At 71.0% G+C, this 14450-nt stretch carries 15 protein-coding genes; all 15 read left to right on the top strand.

Features of this window, described 5'->3' with window-relative positions; translation table 11 throughout:
- The first annotated feature begins 1 nt into the window (after position 1).
- A complete protein-coding gene (locus ACZ5KV_RS02375) occupies positions 2-1024 on the top strand; it encodes an ABC transporter ATP-binding protein (protein WP_464240745.1) in 1023 nt (340 codons plus the stop codon).
- On the top strand, positions 1017-1931 hold the full coding sequence (locus ACZ5KV_RS02380; RefSeq protein ID WP_464240746.1) for an ABC transporter permease: 915 nt from the start codon (positions 1017-1019) through the stop codon (positions 1929-1931). Before ACZ5KV_RS02375 ends, ACZ5KV_RS02380 begins: the two co-directional genes overlap by 8 nt.
- Positions 1931-2731, top strand: a complete 801-nt coding sequence (locus tag ACZ5KV_RS02385; protein ID WP_464241793.1) for an ABC transporter permease — start codon at positions 1931-1933, stop codon at positions 2729-2731. The genes ACZ5KV_RS02380 and ACZ5KV_RS02385 overlap by 1 nt, the downstream gene beginning before the upstream one ends.
- A 16-nt stretch (positions 2732-2747) precedes the next feature.
- Positions 2748-3788 carry a polyamine ABC transporter substrate-binding protein gene (locus tag ACZ5KV_RS02390; protein ID WP_464240747.1) on the top strand — a complete coding sequence of 347 codons (1041 nt, stop codon included), beginning with the start codon at positions 2748-2750 and terminating at the stop codon, positions 3786-3788.
- A gap of 76 nt (positions 3789-3864) precedes the next feature.
- Positions 3865-5217 carry a putrescine aminotransferase gene (locus ACZ5KV_RS02395; RefSeq protein WP_464240748.1) on the top strand — a complete coding sequence of 451 codons (1353 nt, stop codon included), beginning with the start codon at positions 3865-3867 and terminating at the stop codon, positions 5215-5217.
- A gap of 19 nt (positions 5218-5236) precedes the next feature.
- Positions 5237-6691 carry an aminobutyraldehyde dehydrogenase gene (locus tag ACZ5KV_RS02400; RefSeq protein WP_464240749.1) on the top strand — a complete coding sequence of 485 codons (1455 nt, stop codon included), beginning with the start codon at positions 5237-5239 and terminating at the stop codon, positions 6689-6691.
- Positions 6692-6701: 10 nt separating this feature from the next.
- Positions 6702-7862: an agmatine deiminase family protein gene (locus ACZ5KV_RS02405; protein ID WP_464240750.1), complete on the top strand. Its 1161-nt coding sequence runs from the start codon at positions 6702-6704 to the stop codon at positions 7860-7862.
- A gap of 9 nt (positions 7863-7871) precedes the next feature.
- Entirely contained in the window at positions 7872-8750 is an 879-nt protein-coding gene (gene aguB / locus ACZ5KV_RS02410; protein WP_464240751.1) for an N-carbamoylputrescine amidase, read from the top strand.
- Positions 8747-10318 (top strand): amidohydrolase, encoded by a 1572-nt coding sequence (locus ACZ5KV_RS02415; protein WP_464240752.1) that lies wholly within the window; start codon positions 8747-8749, stop codon positions 10316-10318. Before aguB ends, ACZ5KV_RS02415 begins: the two co-directional genes overlap by 4 nt.
- A 453-nt stretch (positions 10319-10771) precedes the next feature.
- Positions 10772-11467, top strand: a complete 696-nt coding sequence (locus ACZ5KV_RS02420; protein WP_464240753.1) for a DUF134 domain-containing protein — start codon at positions 10772-10774, stop codon at positions 11465-11467.
- A gap of 6 nt (positions 11468-11473) precedes the next feature.
- Positions 11474-12361 (top strand): nucleotide-binding protein, encoded by an 888-nt coding sequence (locus ACZ5KV_RS02425; protein WP_464240754.1) that lies wholly within the window; start codon positions 11474-11476, stop codon positions 12359-12361.
- Positions 12362-12365: 4 nt separating this feature from the next.
- Positions 12366-13307 carry an ATP-binding protein gene (locus tag ACZ5KV_RS02430; protein ID WP_464241794.1) on the top strand — a complete coding sequence of 314 codons (942 nt, stop codon included), beginning with the start codon at positions 12366-12368 and terminating at the stop codon, positions 13305-13307.
- A gap of 2 nt (positions 13308-13309) precedes the next feature.
- Complete coding sequence (locus ACZ5KV_RS02435) at positions 13310-13687, top strand: NifB/NifX family molybdenum-iron cluster-binding protein (protein WP_464240755.1); 378 nt, start codon at positions 13310-13312, stop codon at positions 13685-13687.
- Positions 13688-13767: 80 nt separating this feature from the next.
- A complete protein-coding gene (locus ACZ5KV_RS02440; protein WP_464240756.1) occupies positions 13768-14022 on the top strand; it encodes an FmdB family zinc ribbon protein in 255 nt (84 codons plus the stop codon).
- 16 nt (positions 14023-14038) lie between these two features.
- Positions 14039-14428 (top strand): ANTAR domain-containing protein, encoded by a 390-nt coding sequence (locus tag ACZ5KV_RS02445; RefSeq protein WP_464240757.1) that lies wholly within the window; start codon positions 14039-14041, stop codon positions 14426-14428.
- Positions 14429-14450 lie beyond the last annotated feature (22 nt).

Below are 14450 nucleotides of genomic sequence, written 5' to 3' on the forward strand. Positions count from 1 at the left end.
CATGAGCCTGGAAGCTTACGCCATCTACAAGAAATACGGGGACGTGACCGCCCTGCACAACGTGGACCTCATCGCCTCGCGCGGCGAGTTCTTCACCCTGCTCGGCCCCTCGGGCTGCGGCAAGACCACCCTGCTGCGCATCATCGCCGGGCTGGAGCTGGCCGACTCGGGCACCGTGATGCTCTCGGGCCGCCACGTGACCACCGCCCCGGCCAACGAGCGCAACGTCAACACCGTGTTCCAGAGCTACGCCCTGTTCCCGCACCTGAGCATCTTCGAGAACGTGGCTTTCGGCCTGCGCTCGCGCAAGGTGGCCAAGGCCGTGGTGGCCGACAAGGTCAAGGCCGCCCTGGAAATGGTCCACATGCTGCCCATGAAGGACCGCCTGCCCGCGCAGCTTTCCGGCGGCCAGCGCCAGCGCGTGGCCCTGGCCCGGGCCCTGGTCAACGAACCCGAACTGCTGCTGCTCGACGAGCCCATGTCCGCCCTGGACGCCAAGCTGCGCCAGGCCGTGCAGACCGAATTGCGCCAGCTCCAGCAGACCCTGGGCAAGACCTTCATCCTGGTCACCCACGACCAGGAGGAGGCCCTGACCGTTTCCGACCGCATCGCCGTCATGCGCCAGGGGCGCATCGTGCAGTGCTCCCCGGCGCGCGAGCTCTACGAGCGGCCCAACAGCCGCTACGTGGCCGAGTTCCTGGGCAAGGCCAACATCCTGGAGGGCCGCCGTGCGGAAGGCGGAGTGATGACCGACCTGGGCCTGCTGGCCATGGACCGCCTGCCCGAATGGGAAGAAGGCCAGATCGCCATCCGCCCCGAGAACATCGTCTTCCACCCCGAGCAGCCCGAGCGCAACGGCCTGCGCGTGCGGGTGACCGAGGTCTTCTATCGCGGCGAGAGCGCCGAGGTCTGGCTGGAGCCCGGCAACCTGCGCATGACCGCCGCCCCGCGCCGGGGCATCGCCAAGGGCGACGAAATCTGGGTCGAACTGCTGCCCGGCTCCCTGGTGGCCCTGCATGAGTAAGGACACCTTCCTCGTCTGGTACGGAGAGCTGACCACCCGCATCCGGCTGCTGCGCCGGGGGCTGTTCTTCGCCGCGCCGGGCATGCTGTGGATTCTGCTGTTCCTGGCCCTGCCGAGCCTGCTGCTCATCGTGGTCAGCTTCACCACGCGCGGCACCTACGGCGAAATCGAATGGACCTTTTCCATCGAGAACTTCCGCCGCCTCATGGGCTACGGGCTCTTCGGCTGGTCGGCGGACTATCTGCTCATCCTGCTGCGCAGCGTGTGGGTGGCCTTCTGGACCACGCTCATCTGCGTGGTGCTGGCCTTCCCGCTGTGCTTCTACATCGCCAACAAGCCCGCGCGCACGCGCTACTTCTGGCTGACCCTGGTCATCATCCCCTTCTGGACCAACCTGGTCATCCGGGCCTACGCGTGGCTGCTGGTGCTGGCGCCGCAGCTCCCCCTGGCGCGGCTGGCGGCCATCTTCGGCATCGTGCCCGAGGGCGCGCCGCTGTATCCCAGCGCCCTGGCGGTCTACCTGGGCATGATCGGCACCTTCCTGCCCTTTGTGACCTTGCCGCTCTACGCCAGCGTGGAGAAGCTGGACTGGGCCCTGGTCGAGGCCGCGCGCGACCTCTACAGCGGGCGCTGGCGCGTGTTCTGGAGCGCCATCTGGCCGCAGACCGTGCCCGGCCTGTCCGTGGGCATCACCCTGACCTTCATCCCGGCCATGGGCATGTTCGTGGTGCCCGACTTTCTGGGCGGGGCCAAATACATGCTCGTCGGCAACCTGATCCAGCAGCAGTTCGGCACCAGCCGCGACTGGCCCTTCGGCGCCGCCGTGAGCTTCGCGCTCATGGTCCTGACCCTGGTGGGCCTGCACGTACACCGCAAATACGACCGCAAGGCCAAGGAGGGCGCGTGATGCGACGCTTCCACTGGCTCGTGCCCGTAACGGCCCTGGGCGCCCTGTCCTTCCTGTATGTGCCGCTGCTGGCCGTGGCCGTCTTCTCGGTCAATGCCTCGCGCTTCGGCCTGTCGTGGAAGGGCTTCACCCTGGACTGGTACGCCCGGCTGCTGGCCAACGAGCAGATTCTCGAAGCCGCGCGCAATACGCTGGTCCTGGCGACGGTATCCACCGTGCTGGCCACGGTCATCGGCACCATGCTGGCCATCGGGCTGTACCGCCACCCCTGGTCGCGGCGCATCTTCGCCGCGCTGGACGTGAACCTGCACCTGCCGGTGGTCACGCCCGAGATCGTCTTCGCGGCGGCCCTGGCCGTGGCTTTCGGCGTGCTGCGGCTGGCCTTCTCGGCCTTCGAGCCCGGCATGCTCAACATGATCATCGGCCACATCACCTTCCAGATCTCCTTCGTGGCCCTGGTGGTCGGCGCGCGGCTGGAGGCCATCACGCAGGACCTGGAAGAGGCCGCCCGCGACCTCTACGCCGACAACGCCTACATCCTGCGCCACGTGACCCTGCCCCTGCTCAAGCCCGGCATCGTCGGCGGGGCCATGCTGGCCTTCACCCTGTCCCTGGACGATTTCGTCATCAGCTTCTTCACTGCCGGGCCCACCTCCGTCACCCTGCCGCTGTACATCTACGCCTCGGTGCGCCGGGGGGTGACGCCCGAGATCCACGCCCTGTCGACCCTGGCCCTGCTGGTCACGGTGGTGCTGGTCATGCTGTCCGAACGCCTGTCCCGCAAACAAAGCAACCCATAGCCCGAGGAGACCCCCCATGCGCAGACTGCTTCTGGCCCTGGCGATGGTCCTGTTCGCCGCCAACCTGGCCCTGGCCGCCGACAAGGAAATGCGGCTGTTCATCTGGTCCGAGTACATGCCCGAGGAATTCGTGCCCACCTTCGAGGAGCGCACGGGCATCAAGGTCCGCGTGGACTACTACGAGTCCATGGAGGAGATGATCGCCAAGCTCCAGGCCGGCGGCGTGTCCCAGTACGACGTGATCGTGCCTTCGGACTACGTGATGCCGACGCTCATCAACCTCGACCTGCTGGCCGAGATCGACCACGCCAAGGTGCCCAACCTGAAAAACCTGGCGCCCAAGTTCGTGAGCCCCGTGTACGACCCGGGCAACAAGTTCAGCGCCGCCTACCAGTGGGGCACCCTGGGCATGATGTACAAGAAGGACAAGGTGCCCGGCGACCCGCCGTCGTGGGCCGTGATGTTCGACGAGACCAAGCAGGTCGGCCCCTTCGTGCTCATCGACTCCGTGCGCGAGATGCTCGGCAGCGCCCTGTGCTACATGGGCAAGGACGTGAACACCACCGACCCGGCGGACCTCAAGGCCCTGGCCGACATGATGCTCAAGGTGAAGAAGAGCCCCTACTTCCAGGGCTTCGAGGTCGGCACCGGCGCCCGCAGCAAGGTCGTGGCCGGGGCCGCCGTGGCGGCCATCGTCTACAACGGCGACGGCCTGCGCGCCGTGGCCGAAGACCCGACCTCCGGCTTCGCCAACCCCGCCGAGGGCGCCGTGATGTGGGTGGACAGCCTGTGCATCCCCAAGAAGGCCCCCAACCCCGAGGCCGCGCACCGGTTCATCGACTACGTGCTCGAGGCCAAGGCCGGCGCCGTGCTGTCCAACTGGACCCAGTACCCCACGCCCAACGCCGCGGCCATGGAATTCATCACCCCCGAGGACCGCGAGAACCCCGCCATCTACCCCCCGGCGGAGTACATGGACAAGCTCCAGCTCCTGCGCGACCTGGGCAAGGACAACCGCATCTACGACGAACTCTGGACGATGATCAAAACCCGCTAGGGTGCCGCGCGGGGAGGGGCTCCGACCCCTCCCCCGGCCCCGGCGGCGCCCAGCCACCGCAACACAAGGAGACCGAATGCACCGCGACCTCGCACTGGCCAAGGCGGAAGCCTCGCGCATCCTGGACATCATCCGCCGCCCCGAAGACGCCATCACCCAACAGGAGCGCGAGCGCATCGCCCGGGACACCGCCGAGAACTTCGCCAACCACATCAACAAGGGCTTCCTGCAATATCGCAAGTCCGTCACCGAGTCCGGCGGGTTCGCCGTGACGGAGTGGATGGGCCAGGGGTCCATCCTGCGCGACGTGCTCGGGCGCGAGTTCATCGACATGCTCGGCGGGTTCGGGCTGTACAGCTACGGCATCCGCCACCCGCGCATCGTCGAGGCCGTCAAGGCCCAGCTCGACCGCTCCCCGCAATACAGCCAGGAGATGCTCGACCCCCTGCGCGCCCAGCTCGGCAAGGTCCTTGCGGCCATGACCCCCGGCGACATCCAGTACGGCTTCTTCGCCAACAGCGGCACCGAGGCCGTGGAGGGCGCGCTCAAGCTGGCCAAGTTCTACACCGGCAAGGCCGGATTCATTTCGACCCTCAAGGGTTTTCACGGCAAGACCCTGGGCTCGCTGTCCGTCATGGGCAAGGCCATGTTCCGCGAGCCGCTGCTGCCGCTGTTGGGCAACGTACGCTTTGCGCCCTTTGGCGACGCCGACGCCGTGGAGGCGCATCTGGCCTCGGCGCGGGCCGTGGGCGAGGGCATCGCCGCCGTCATCGCCGAGCCCGTGCAGGGCGAGGCCGGAGCCGTGACCCCGCCCGACGACTACTGGCCGCGCCTGCGCGAGCTGTGCACCCGCTACGGCGTGCTGCTCATCGCCGACGAGGTGCAGACCGGCTTCGGGCGCACCGGCGCCGTCTTCGGCGTGGACCACTGGGACGTTGCCCCGGACATCATGTGCTTCGGCAAGGCCCTGGGCGGCGGCGTGGTGCCCCTGTCGGGCTTCATGTCCACCCCGGAAATCTGGAAGGTCATGGAACCCAACCCCTTCATGCACACCACCACCACGGGCGGCAATCCCCTGGCCTGCGCCTCGGCCCTGGCGGGCATCGAGGTCATGTTCGACGAGGACCTGCCCGCCCAGGCCAAGGCCAAGAACGACTATCTCCTGCCCCGGCTCCTAGGGCTGGCCGAGCGCCACCCCGGCATCTTCCGCGAAATTCGCGGCAAGGGCCTGCTCATCGGCATGGAATTCATGAGCGGCGAGGTCGGCTACAAGGTCGCCGCCGGGTTGTTCTCGCGCCGCGTGCTCACGGCGGGCACCCTGACCAACGCGGAGTGCATCCGCATCGAACCCGCCCTCAACGTGCCTTACGACGTGCTCGACGAAATGCTCAACCGCCTGGAAGACACCCTTCGGGGCATCGCGGCCTGACGCCGCAAGGAGGCCGATCATGGCAGTCGCCGTGGCAAAGGACATGCAACTGTGGATCAACGGGCAGTGGACGGATTCCGCGTCCGCCGCGCGCATCGAGGTGGAAAACCCCGCCACGGGTGAGACCGTGGCCACCGTCCCGGCGGGCGCCCCTGCCGACGTGGACCGCGCCGTGGCCGCCGCCAAGGCCGCCTTCGAGGACGGGCGCTGGTCGCGCCTGCCCCGGGGGCAGCGCCAGGCAGCCCTGTGGAAGCTGGCCGAACTGATGCAGGCCGACATCGAGACCCTGGCCCGGGTCGAGTCCGAAGATACGGGCAAGCCTTACGAGTTCCTGAGCCTGGGCGCGGACCTGCCGTTTTGCATCGACAACATGCGCTTCTTCGCCGCCGCCGTGCGCGACACCCACGGCCACCACGCCGGGGAGTACATGCCCGGCTACACCTCGCTGTACCGCCGCGAGCCCGTGGGCGTGGTCGGACAGATCACCCCGTGGAACTACCCCGTGCTCATGGCCGTGTGGAAGCTCGGCCCGGCCCTGGCGGCGGGCTGCACCACGGTGCTCAAACCCGCCTCGCTCACGCCGCGCACGGCGCTGCTCCTGGGCGAACTGGCCGCCGAGGCGGGCATCCCCGACGGCGTGGTCAACGTGGTCACCGGCGGGGTGGGCCGCCGGCTCACCGCCCACCCCGACATCCGCATGGTCAGCATCACCGGCGCCACGGAAACGGGCAAGGACGTGATGCGCTCCTGCGCGGACACCCTGAAGCGCGTGCATCTGGAGCTGGGCGGCAAGGCCCCGGTGCTGGTCTTCGAGGACGCCGACCCCGCCCACGTGGCGGCCAAGGCCTCCCTGGCGGCCTTCTGCAACTCCGGGCAGGACTGCACCGCCGCCACCCGCGTCTACGTACACAAAAGCCGCGAAAAGGAGATCACCGAGGCGCTGGTGGAGGCCATGCGCTCCGTGGCCGTGGGCGATCCCTTCGCCCCGGGCACCCAGATGGGCCCGCTGATCTCCGCCGGGCACCTGGAGGCCGTGGCCGGATTCGTGGACCGCGCCCGGGCCGCCGGAGCCACGGTGCTCACCGGCGGCGCCCCGATGCCCGAGGCGGGCCCCGGGCACTTCTACGCCCCCACGGTCATCACCGGCGTGGAGCAGGGCGCGGAGATCATCCAGCAGGAGGTCTTCGGCCCGGTCATCACCATCCAGACCTTCGACACCGAGGCCGAGGCCGTGGCCCTGGGCAACGACGTGGTCTACGGCCTGGCCTCCAGCGTGTTCACCGCCGACGTGGCCCGGGCCATGCGCGTTTCCGCCGCGCTGGAGTTCGGCACCGTGTGGGTCAACGACCACCTGCCCCTGACCTCCGAAACGCCCCACGGCGGCTTCAAGCAGTCCGGCTTCGGCAAGGATCTCTCCAGCGAAGCCGTAGGCGACTATCAGGTAACCAAGCACGTCATGATTCTCAACTCCTAGGGAGCGCGCAATGCATATCGAAACCGACAACGCCGGGAGCCCGCCGGGCTCCCGGCCCGAGACTCTGCCGGAGCCCGGGGCTGGCCGACCCGGGACCGACTCCGCAACCCACGGCCATTGGCCGGTGCGCATTCCCGTGCGCGCCCCGGCCAGCGACGGGCTGGCCATGCCCGCCGAATGGGCGCCCCACGCCCGCTGCTGGATGGCCTGGCCCTGCCTGGAATCCCTGTGGGGCCAGGGCCTGGGCCGGGCCCGCGAGGCCTACGCCGCCGTGGCCCGGGCCATTGGCCGCTTCGAGCCCGTGACCATGCTGGCCCGCCCCGAGCACGCCCGCCACGCCGCCTGCCTGTGCGGCCCGGGGGCGGAAATCATGGAACTGCCCGTGGAAGACGCCTGGACCCGCGACTTCGGCCCGACCTTCGTCACCGACGCCCGGGGCCGCGTGGCGGGCATCTCCTGGCTCTTCAACGCCTGGGGCCACTTCTACACCGAGCGCAGCCACGATACGGACATCGCCCAGCGCATCCTCGAATCGCAGAACATGCGCCGCTATCCCGCGCCGTTCATCCTGGAGGGCGGGTCCATCCACGTGGACGGCCAGGGCACGCTGATCACCACCGAACAGTGCCTGCTGGACCCCCGGCGCAACGCGGGGCTGACCAAGGCCGACTTCGAGGAGCTGTTCGCCGCGTACCTGGGCGTGCGCAAGGTCGTCTGGCTGGGCGAGGGCCTGGAGGACGACGACACCCGCGGCCATGTGGACATCGTATGCTGCTTCGCGCGGCCCGGGGCCGTGCTGCTGCACCGCTGCACCGACCCGGAGGACCACAACTCCCGCGTCTACCAGGACAATCTGCGCCGCCTGGAACTGGCCACCGACGCCGCCGGGCGCCGCCTGGAAATCATCCCCGTGGACCAGCCGCCGCGCGTGGACCACGGCGGCAAGCGGCTGGACCTGTCCTACATCAACTTCTACCTGGCCAACGGCGGGCTGGTCATGTCCGGCTTCGACGCGCCGGAAACCGACGCCCGGGCCCGCGAAACCCTGGCCCGGGCCTTCCCGGGCCGCGAGGTCGTCCAGGTGCCGTCCCTGGACATTTTCCGGGGCGGCGGCGGCATCCACTGCATCACCCAGCAGCAACCGGCGGGGCCGCCCCTGCCGCCTTTCTAGGAGCCGCACATGGCCGAAACCATGGTCGCCGTCGTGCAGATGGCCTGCACGCAGGACGAGGAACGCAACCTGGCCCGCGCCGAAGCGCTGGTGCGCGAGGCCGCCGGGCGCGGGGCGCAGGTGATCCTGCCCCCGGAGCTGTTCAGCGGGCCCTACTTCTGCAAGGACCAGGACCCCGCCCACTTCGCCCTGGCCCGCACGGTGCGGGACAGCCCCGCCGTGCGGCGCATGGCCGCCCTGGCCGCCGAGCTGGGCGTGGTGCTGCCCGTGAGCTTCTTCGAGCGCCGGGGGCAGGCCTATTTCAACTCCCTGGCCATGCTCGACGCGGACGGCACCCTGCTCGGGGTCTACCGCAAGACGCACATCCCCCAGGGCCCGGGCTACGAGGAGAAATTCTACTTCAGCCCCGGGGACACGGGCTTTCGCGTCTGGCGCACGCGGTACGGCGCCGTGGGCACGGGCGTCTGCTGGGACCAGTGGTTCCCCGAATGCGCCCGGGCCATGGCCCTCATGGGCGCTGACCTGCTGCTCTACCCCACGGCCATCGGTTCCGAGCCCACGGACCCGGGCTGGGATTCGCGCGACCACTGGCGGCGGACCATGCAGGGCCATGCGGCGGCCAACATGATGCCCCTGGCGGCGGCCAACCGCGTGGGCGAGGAGCAGGGCGCGGCCTTCGCCATGACCTTCTACGGCTCGTCCTTCCTGGCCGGGCCCACGGGAGAACTGGCCGCACACCTGGACCGCACCGGGGAAGGCGTGGCCCTGGCGGCCTTCGACTTCGCGGCCATCGCCGTGCGCCGGGCGGGCTGGGGCCTGTTCCGCGACCGCAGGCCCGAGGCCTACGGCGCGCTGACGACCCTGGACGGCGGGGAGGCCGCGTCATGAACGCGGGCGTGCTTTTCGTCAACGCCCGCGTGCATGCCCTGGACGGCGAAGCCGCACCGCACACGGCCCTGGCCGTGCGGAACGGGCGCGTGCTGGCCCTGGGCCACGAGGCGGACCTGACCCCGTTGCAGGACCAGGGCCTGACCCGCCGCGACATGGGCGGGGCCGTGATCCTGCCCGGATTCATGGACTGCCACTCGCACATGCTGCTCACGGGCATGGTCGCCCAGGGGCTGAACCTCGCGGCGGCGCGTAGCGTGGACGACGCGTGCGCCCTGGTGGCCGGGGCCTGCACCGGGTTGCCCCCCGAATCCTGGCTGCGCGGCTTCCTGCTGGAAGACCGGAATCTGGCCGAGGGCCGCATGCCCGAGGCCCGGGAGCTGGACCGCGTGACGCCCGGACGCCCGGTGGTGCTCTTCCACCCCACCCTGCACCGCTGCTCGCTGAGCAGCGCGGCCCTGCGGGCCCTGGGGCTGCTGGAAAACCCCCGGGCCGTGCCCGGGCTGGACCTGCAAGGCGGCGCGCCCACGGGTGTGGTTCGCGACCCGGGCATCCTGACCCGCGTCTTCCCCGGCGTGCTGCAAGCCATGGCCCGGACGGAGTTGGAAGACGCCGCCCTGACCGCCGCGCGTCAGGCCCTGGCCGCCGGGGTGACCCTGGTCCAGTCCATGGAAGGCGGCGAACTGACCCCGGGCTGCTCGGGGCTGCTGCTGGCCTGCGCGCCCCGGCTGCCCCTGCCCGTCATCTGCTGGAACCAGAGCATGGATCTGGCCGAAGTCCAGACCCTGGGCCTGCCCCGGGTCGGCGGCTGCATCTGCGCCGACGGCGAACTGGACGCGCGCACCGCCGCCCTGTTCGAGCCCTATTGCGACGACCCGGGCAACGACGGCACCCTGCTCTACAGCCAGCGGACCATGGACGACTTCGTGCTGGCGGCTCACGGCCGGGGCCTCCAGGTCGCGGTACACTGCGAGTCCGACCGGGCCATCGAGCAGGTGCTGCGGGCCGTGGAGCGCGCCCAGCGCGCCGTGCCCCGGGCCGACGCCCGCCACCGCATCGAGCACTTCGAGCTGCCGACCAGGAACCAGATCGACCGCATGGCCGCCGCCGGAGTGGTGGCTTCCATGCAGCCCGCCTTCCTTTCGGAGTTCATCGCCGGGCCCCGGCTGCCGCACATGGTCGAGCTGTTCGGCCCGCACCGCGTGCGACGCCTGCACCCCTACCGCACCATCCTGGACGCCGGGGTGCGCGTGTGCGGCGGCTCGGACAGCCCGGTCACGCCTTACGCGCCCCTGCGCGGCATGGCCGACGCCATGCGCCACCCCATCCCCGGCCAGTCGGTCACCGCGCCCGAGGCCCTGGCCATGTTCACCACCGAAGCGGCCCACTCCGTTTTCGCCGAGGCCGAACGCGGCCGCCTGCGCCCCGGAATGCGCGCGGACCTGACGGTCCTCGGGGCGGACCCGCTGGCCGCGAGCCCGGACGAGGTGGAGCGCATCGCGGTGCTGGAAACGTGGGTCGCCGGGCGGCCGGCCCACGCGACGCCCGAGGCCCCGCCCCTGCCCTGAGCCCGCACCGCACCGGGTGCCCCGCGACGACCGGCGCGGCAGACCCGGGCCACCGCCCCGCCCCCAGGTCGGCACACACGGGGGCCGCGCCGACGCGGCCCCCGCGCCTTTTTCGATCCCGGCACCCCCCCCCCGCCGCCCGGGGCTCTGCCCACCGGAACAGTGCGCCATCGTCGGCCGCATCCCTTGGGCCGCCCGCCCGGCGCCCAGCCCCGATCGGCCCCGCCCACCCCGGCCTTCCCCACCGCGCTCCCGGCCTGCTTTTCTCAACCCCGGCCCACGCGCCGCTCCACCCGGCCGCCCCGGCCTCGTGCCAACCCCGCGCCTTTCCTGTATTTCCCTACTATTTAATATCGTTTTAATATTATATTAAAAAAGTCATATTTTATCATGACTTGACACATCGGATGCCCGGACCTATTTGCTCATTTGAGCAAAACAGGAGGGCCCATCGTGCCACGACCCCGCAAGTGCCGCCGCATCGAGAAGACCCCCCGGGTGGATTTCTACAAGCCACGGGGCATCCCCATGCGCGAGCTGGAGGAAGCCTGCCTGAGCGTGGAGGGCCTGGAGGCCCTGCGCCTGGCCGACGTGGAAGGACTGTCCATGCAGGAGGCCGCCGCGGTCATGGAGGTGTCGCGCCACACCTTCGGCCGCGTGCTGGCCCAGGCCCGCGGGACCGTGGCCCGCGCCCTGACCGGGGGCCAGGCCCTGCGCATCGAAGGCGGCCATTGGGCCGTGAAACCGCACTGTAAAAGAAGCCCCGGAGCGGCGCCCCGGAGCAAGGAGACGACCATGAGCAAGATCGCCGTGACCAGCGAGGGCCCGACCCTCGATTCCATGCTCGACCCGCGCTTCGGCCGGGCCGCCGGATTCATGGTGGTGGACCCCGCGACCTGGGAATTCCAGTACGTGGACAACGGCGCGTCCCAGGCCATGAGCCAGGGCGCGGGCATCAACGCCGCCGAAACCATCGCCCGGGCGGGCGCGGGCACGCTGCTCACGGGCTACGTCGGCCCCAAGGCCTTCGCCGCCCTCAAGGCCGCGGGCATCGCCGTGGTCCAGGACATGGGCGACATGACCGTGCGTCAGGCCGTGGAGGAATTCGCCGCCGGGCGGACCACCGCCGCCACCGCCCCCAACCGGTAGGCCGCCATGATCGTGACCATCGCAAGCGGCAAGGGCGGCACGGGCAAGACCACGGTCAGCGCGTCCCTGGCGGCGGTGTGGGACGCCCCCCTGGTCGCCGTGGACCTGGACGTGGAAGAGCCCAACCTGCACCTGTTCCTGCGCCCCGAGCTGGACGGCGCCCGGGACGCGACCCTGGAGGTGCCGGTGGTGGACCTCGCGCGCTGCACGCGCTGCGGGGCCTGCTCCGATCTGTGCCAGTTCAAGGCCATCTCCCTCATGGGCGACACGCTGCTGACCTTCCCCGAGATGTGCCACGGCTGCGGCGGATGCATGGTCGTATGCCCCGAGGGCGCCGTCAGCGCCGGGCGACGGGTGCTGGGCGAGGTGGCCTGGGGCCGGGCGCGTGGCGCGCGCTTCCTCATGGGCCGCCTGCGCGTGGGCGAGGCCATGAGCCCGCCGCTCATGCGCGAGGTCAAGGCCCGCCTGGGCGCCATGCTGGCCCAGGAGCCCGCCGACGCGGTGGTGGACGCCCCCCCCGGGGTGAGTTGCCCGGCGGTCAATGCCGTGATGGACAGCGACATGGCCGTGCTGGTCACCGAGCCGACGGCCTTCGGGCTGCACGACCTGCGCCTGGCCGTGGAGGCCTTCGGGGCGCTGGGCGTGCCCCTGGGCGTGGTGATCAACCGCGCCGGAGTGGGCGACGGGACGGGAGACGACGCCGTGCGCGGGTTCTGCCGCGCCCAGAGCCTGCCCGTGCTGGCCGAGATCCCCTTCGACCGCGCCGTGGCCGAGGGCTATGCCCGGGGCCGGGTGGTCGCCGACCTGGGCCCGGAGCAGCGGGCGGCGTTCACCGCCCTGCGCGACGCCGTGCGCGGCATGGCCGCAGCCCGCAAGGAGGCCGCCCATGCGTGACGCCGTGCGTGAAATCGTGATCATCAGCGGCAAGGGCGGCACGGGCAAGACCTCCATCACCGGCGCCTTCGCGGCCCTGGCCGCCCGCCGGGGCGAGCCCACGGCCCGCCCGCCCGTCATCTGCGACCTGGACGTGGACGCGCCGGACCTGCACATCCTGCTGGCCCCGCGCCCCGAGCGCGAGGAGGACTTCATCTCCGGCAACGAGGCGCGCATCGACTCCGCCCTGTGCCTGGGCTGCGGGGCCTGCGCCGCCGCCTGCCGCTTCGGGGCCATCCACGAAAAAGACGGCGCCTTCGCCGTGGACCCGCTGCGCTGCGAGGGCTGCAAGGTCTGCGTGGCGGTGTGCCCGGCCGAGGCCGTGGCCTTCCCCGCGCGCCACTGCGGGCACCGGGCCGTGAGCGCCACGCGCTTCGGGCCCATGGTCCACGCCCAGCTCTTCCCGGGGCAGGAGAACTCCGGGCGACTGGTCAGCCTGCTCAAGACCGAGGCCCGGGCCCTGGCCCGGGAACGCGGCCTGGAGCTCATCCTGTGCGACGGCGCCCCGGGCATCGGCTGCCCGGTGATCAGCTCCCTGTCGGGGGTCGATCTGGCCGTGGCCGTCACCGAGCCCACGCCCTCGGGCCGCCACGACCTGGAGCGCGTGGCCGCGCTGTGCGCGCACTTCCGGGTGCCCCTGGCCGTGCTGGTCAACAAGGCCGACCTGAACCCCGAGGCCGCCGAGGGACTGGCCGCCCTGTGCCGCGACCAGGGCCACGCCCTGCTGGGCGAGTTGCCCTACGATCCGGCCTTCGTCCAGGCCATGGCCCGGGGCAAGGTGGTCACGGAGCTGCCGCCCTCGCCGACCTCGGAGGTTCTCACCCAGGCATGGGAACATGTTTTGCGTCTGGCCGGGCGCCCCGCCCGCCGGGCTCCACTGCAACCGCTCAACGCACAAGGAGAATAAAAATGGACAAGACCCTCATCGCCGTGCCCTCCGAGGCCCCCGGCGGCATGGACTCCCCCATGGGCGCCCACTTCGGGCACTGTGCCCTGTACACCCTGATCGAGGTCGAAAACGGCGCCGTGGCCGGGGTGCGCACCCTGCCCAACGTGCCCCACCAGCAGGGCGGCTGCATGGCCCCGGTGCGCCATCTGGCCGACAACGGCGTGGGCGTGCTCATCGCCGGGGGGCTGGGCATGCGCCCGCTCATGGGCTTCAACCAGGTGGGCATCCACGTCTTCCACGGCGCGGACGCGCCCAGCGTGGGGCAGGCCGTGGAGGCCTTCCTGCGCGGCGGGCTGGTCGAGTTCCGCCCCGAAATGACCTGCGGCGGCGGCCACTAGGCTCGCCCCGGCGCGGCCCCGCCCGCCCCGCGTTCCGAAACCGGAAATCGCGGACGGGGCCGCACACCAAGGAGAGACACATGCCCCTGTACGACATCGAGTGCCGGGCCTGCGGCGCCGTGAGCGAGGTCATCGCCTCCGGCGACGGCCCCCTGCCGCCCTGCCCGGCCTGCGGCGCGGCGGACACGTTCCGCCGCCTTTCGGCCCCCAGCTCCCTGACCGGCAGGACACCCAAAAGCCACCCCGGCCCCGGCGACACCGGCTGCTGCGGCTCACACCCCGGCGCGGCGGGCTGCGCCGGGCCGGGCTCCTGCTGCGGGCGCACCCAGGGCTGACAAGGAGACCACGCCAATGCCCACGACCCAGCCGCTGCACATCCTGGCCAGCCCGCGCCCCGTGGAGCTGGAAACCTTCACCGACGAACTGGTCCGCCTGGGCGGGGCGAGGGTGCTGCACGCCCCCAGCGCCGCCCGCGCCCTGGAGCTGGCCGCCGCCCACGCCCCGGAGCTGGTGGTCATCGACGAGAACCTGCCCGGCATGGGCGCCCTGGAACTGGCCGGGGCCCTCTTGCGCGTCAACGCCATGATCAACACGGCGGTGGTCAGCACCCTGGAGGAAGAGGAATTCCACGAGGCCAGCGAGGGCCTGGGCATCCTCATGCCCCTGGCGCCCACCCCCGGCCCCGAGGACGCCGCCGCCCTGGTGCGCGCCCTGCGCGCCGTCACCGGCCCGCTGGCCTAGGCCGACGCCGGACCGCAGCCCC

The sequence above is a fragment of the Desulfocurvus thunnarius genome, from assembly GCF_055390965.1.

Bases quoted from the DNA above. Each gene is read 5' to 3' on its own strand.
- ACZ5KV_RS02375 (WP_464240745.1), top strand. From the start codon at position 2: ATGAGCCTGGAAGCTTACGCCATCTACAAGAAATACGGGGACGTGACC.
- ACZ5KV_RS02380 (WP_464240746.1), top strand. From the start codon at position 1,017: ATGAGTAAGGACACCTTCCTCGTCTGGTACGGAGAGCTGACCACCCGC.
- ACZ5KV_RS02385 (WP_464241793.1), top strand. From the start codon at position 1,931: ATGCGACGCTTCCACTGGCTCGTGCCCGTAACGGCCCTGGGCGCCCTG.
- ACZ5KV_RS02390 (WP_464240747.1), top strand. From the start codon at position 2,748: ATGCGCAGACTGCTTCTGGCCCTGGCGATGGTCCTGTTCGCCGCCAAC.
- ACZ5KV_RS02395 (WP_464240748.1), top strand. From the start codon at position 3,865: ATGCACCGCGACCTCGCACTGGCCAAGGCGGAAGCCTCGCGCATCCTG.
- ACZ5KV_RS02400 (WP_464240749.1), top strand. From the start codon at position 5,237: ATGGCAGTCGCCGTGGCAAAGGACATGCAACTGTGGATCAACGGGCAG.
- ACZ5KV_RS02405 (WP_464240750.1), top strand. From the start codon at position 6,702: ATGCATATCGAAACCGACAACGCCGGGAGCCCGCCGGGCTCCCGGCCC.
- aguB (WP_464240751.1), top strand. From the start codon at position 7,872: ATGGCCGAAACCATGGTCGCCGTCGTGCAGATGGCCTGCACGCAGGAC.
- ACZ5KV_RS02415 (WP_464240752.1), top strand. From the start codon at position 8,747: ATGAACGCGGGCGTGCTTTTCGTCAACGCCCGCGTGCATGCCCTGGAC.
- ACZ5KV_RS02425 (WP_464240754.1), top strand. From the start codon at position 11,474: ATGATCGTGACCATCGCAAGCGGCAAGGGCGGCACGGGCAAGACCACG.
- ACZ5KV_RS02435 (WP_464240755.1), top strand. From the start codon at position 13,310: ATGGACAAGACCCTCATCGCCGTGCCCTCCGAGGCCCCCGGCGGCATG.
- ACZ5KV_RS02440 (WP_464240756.1), top strand. From the start codon at position 13,768: ATGCCCCTGTACGACATCGAGTGCCGGGCCTGCGGCGCCGTGAGCGAG.
- ACZ5KV_RS02445 (WP_464240757.1), top strand. From the start codon at position 14,039: ATGCCCACGACCCAGCCGCTGCACATCCTGGCCAGCCCGCGCCCCGTG.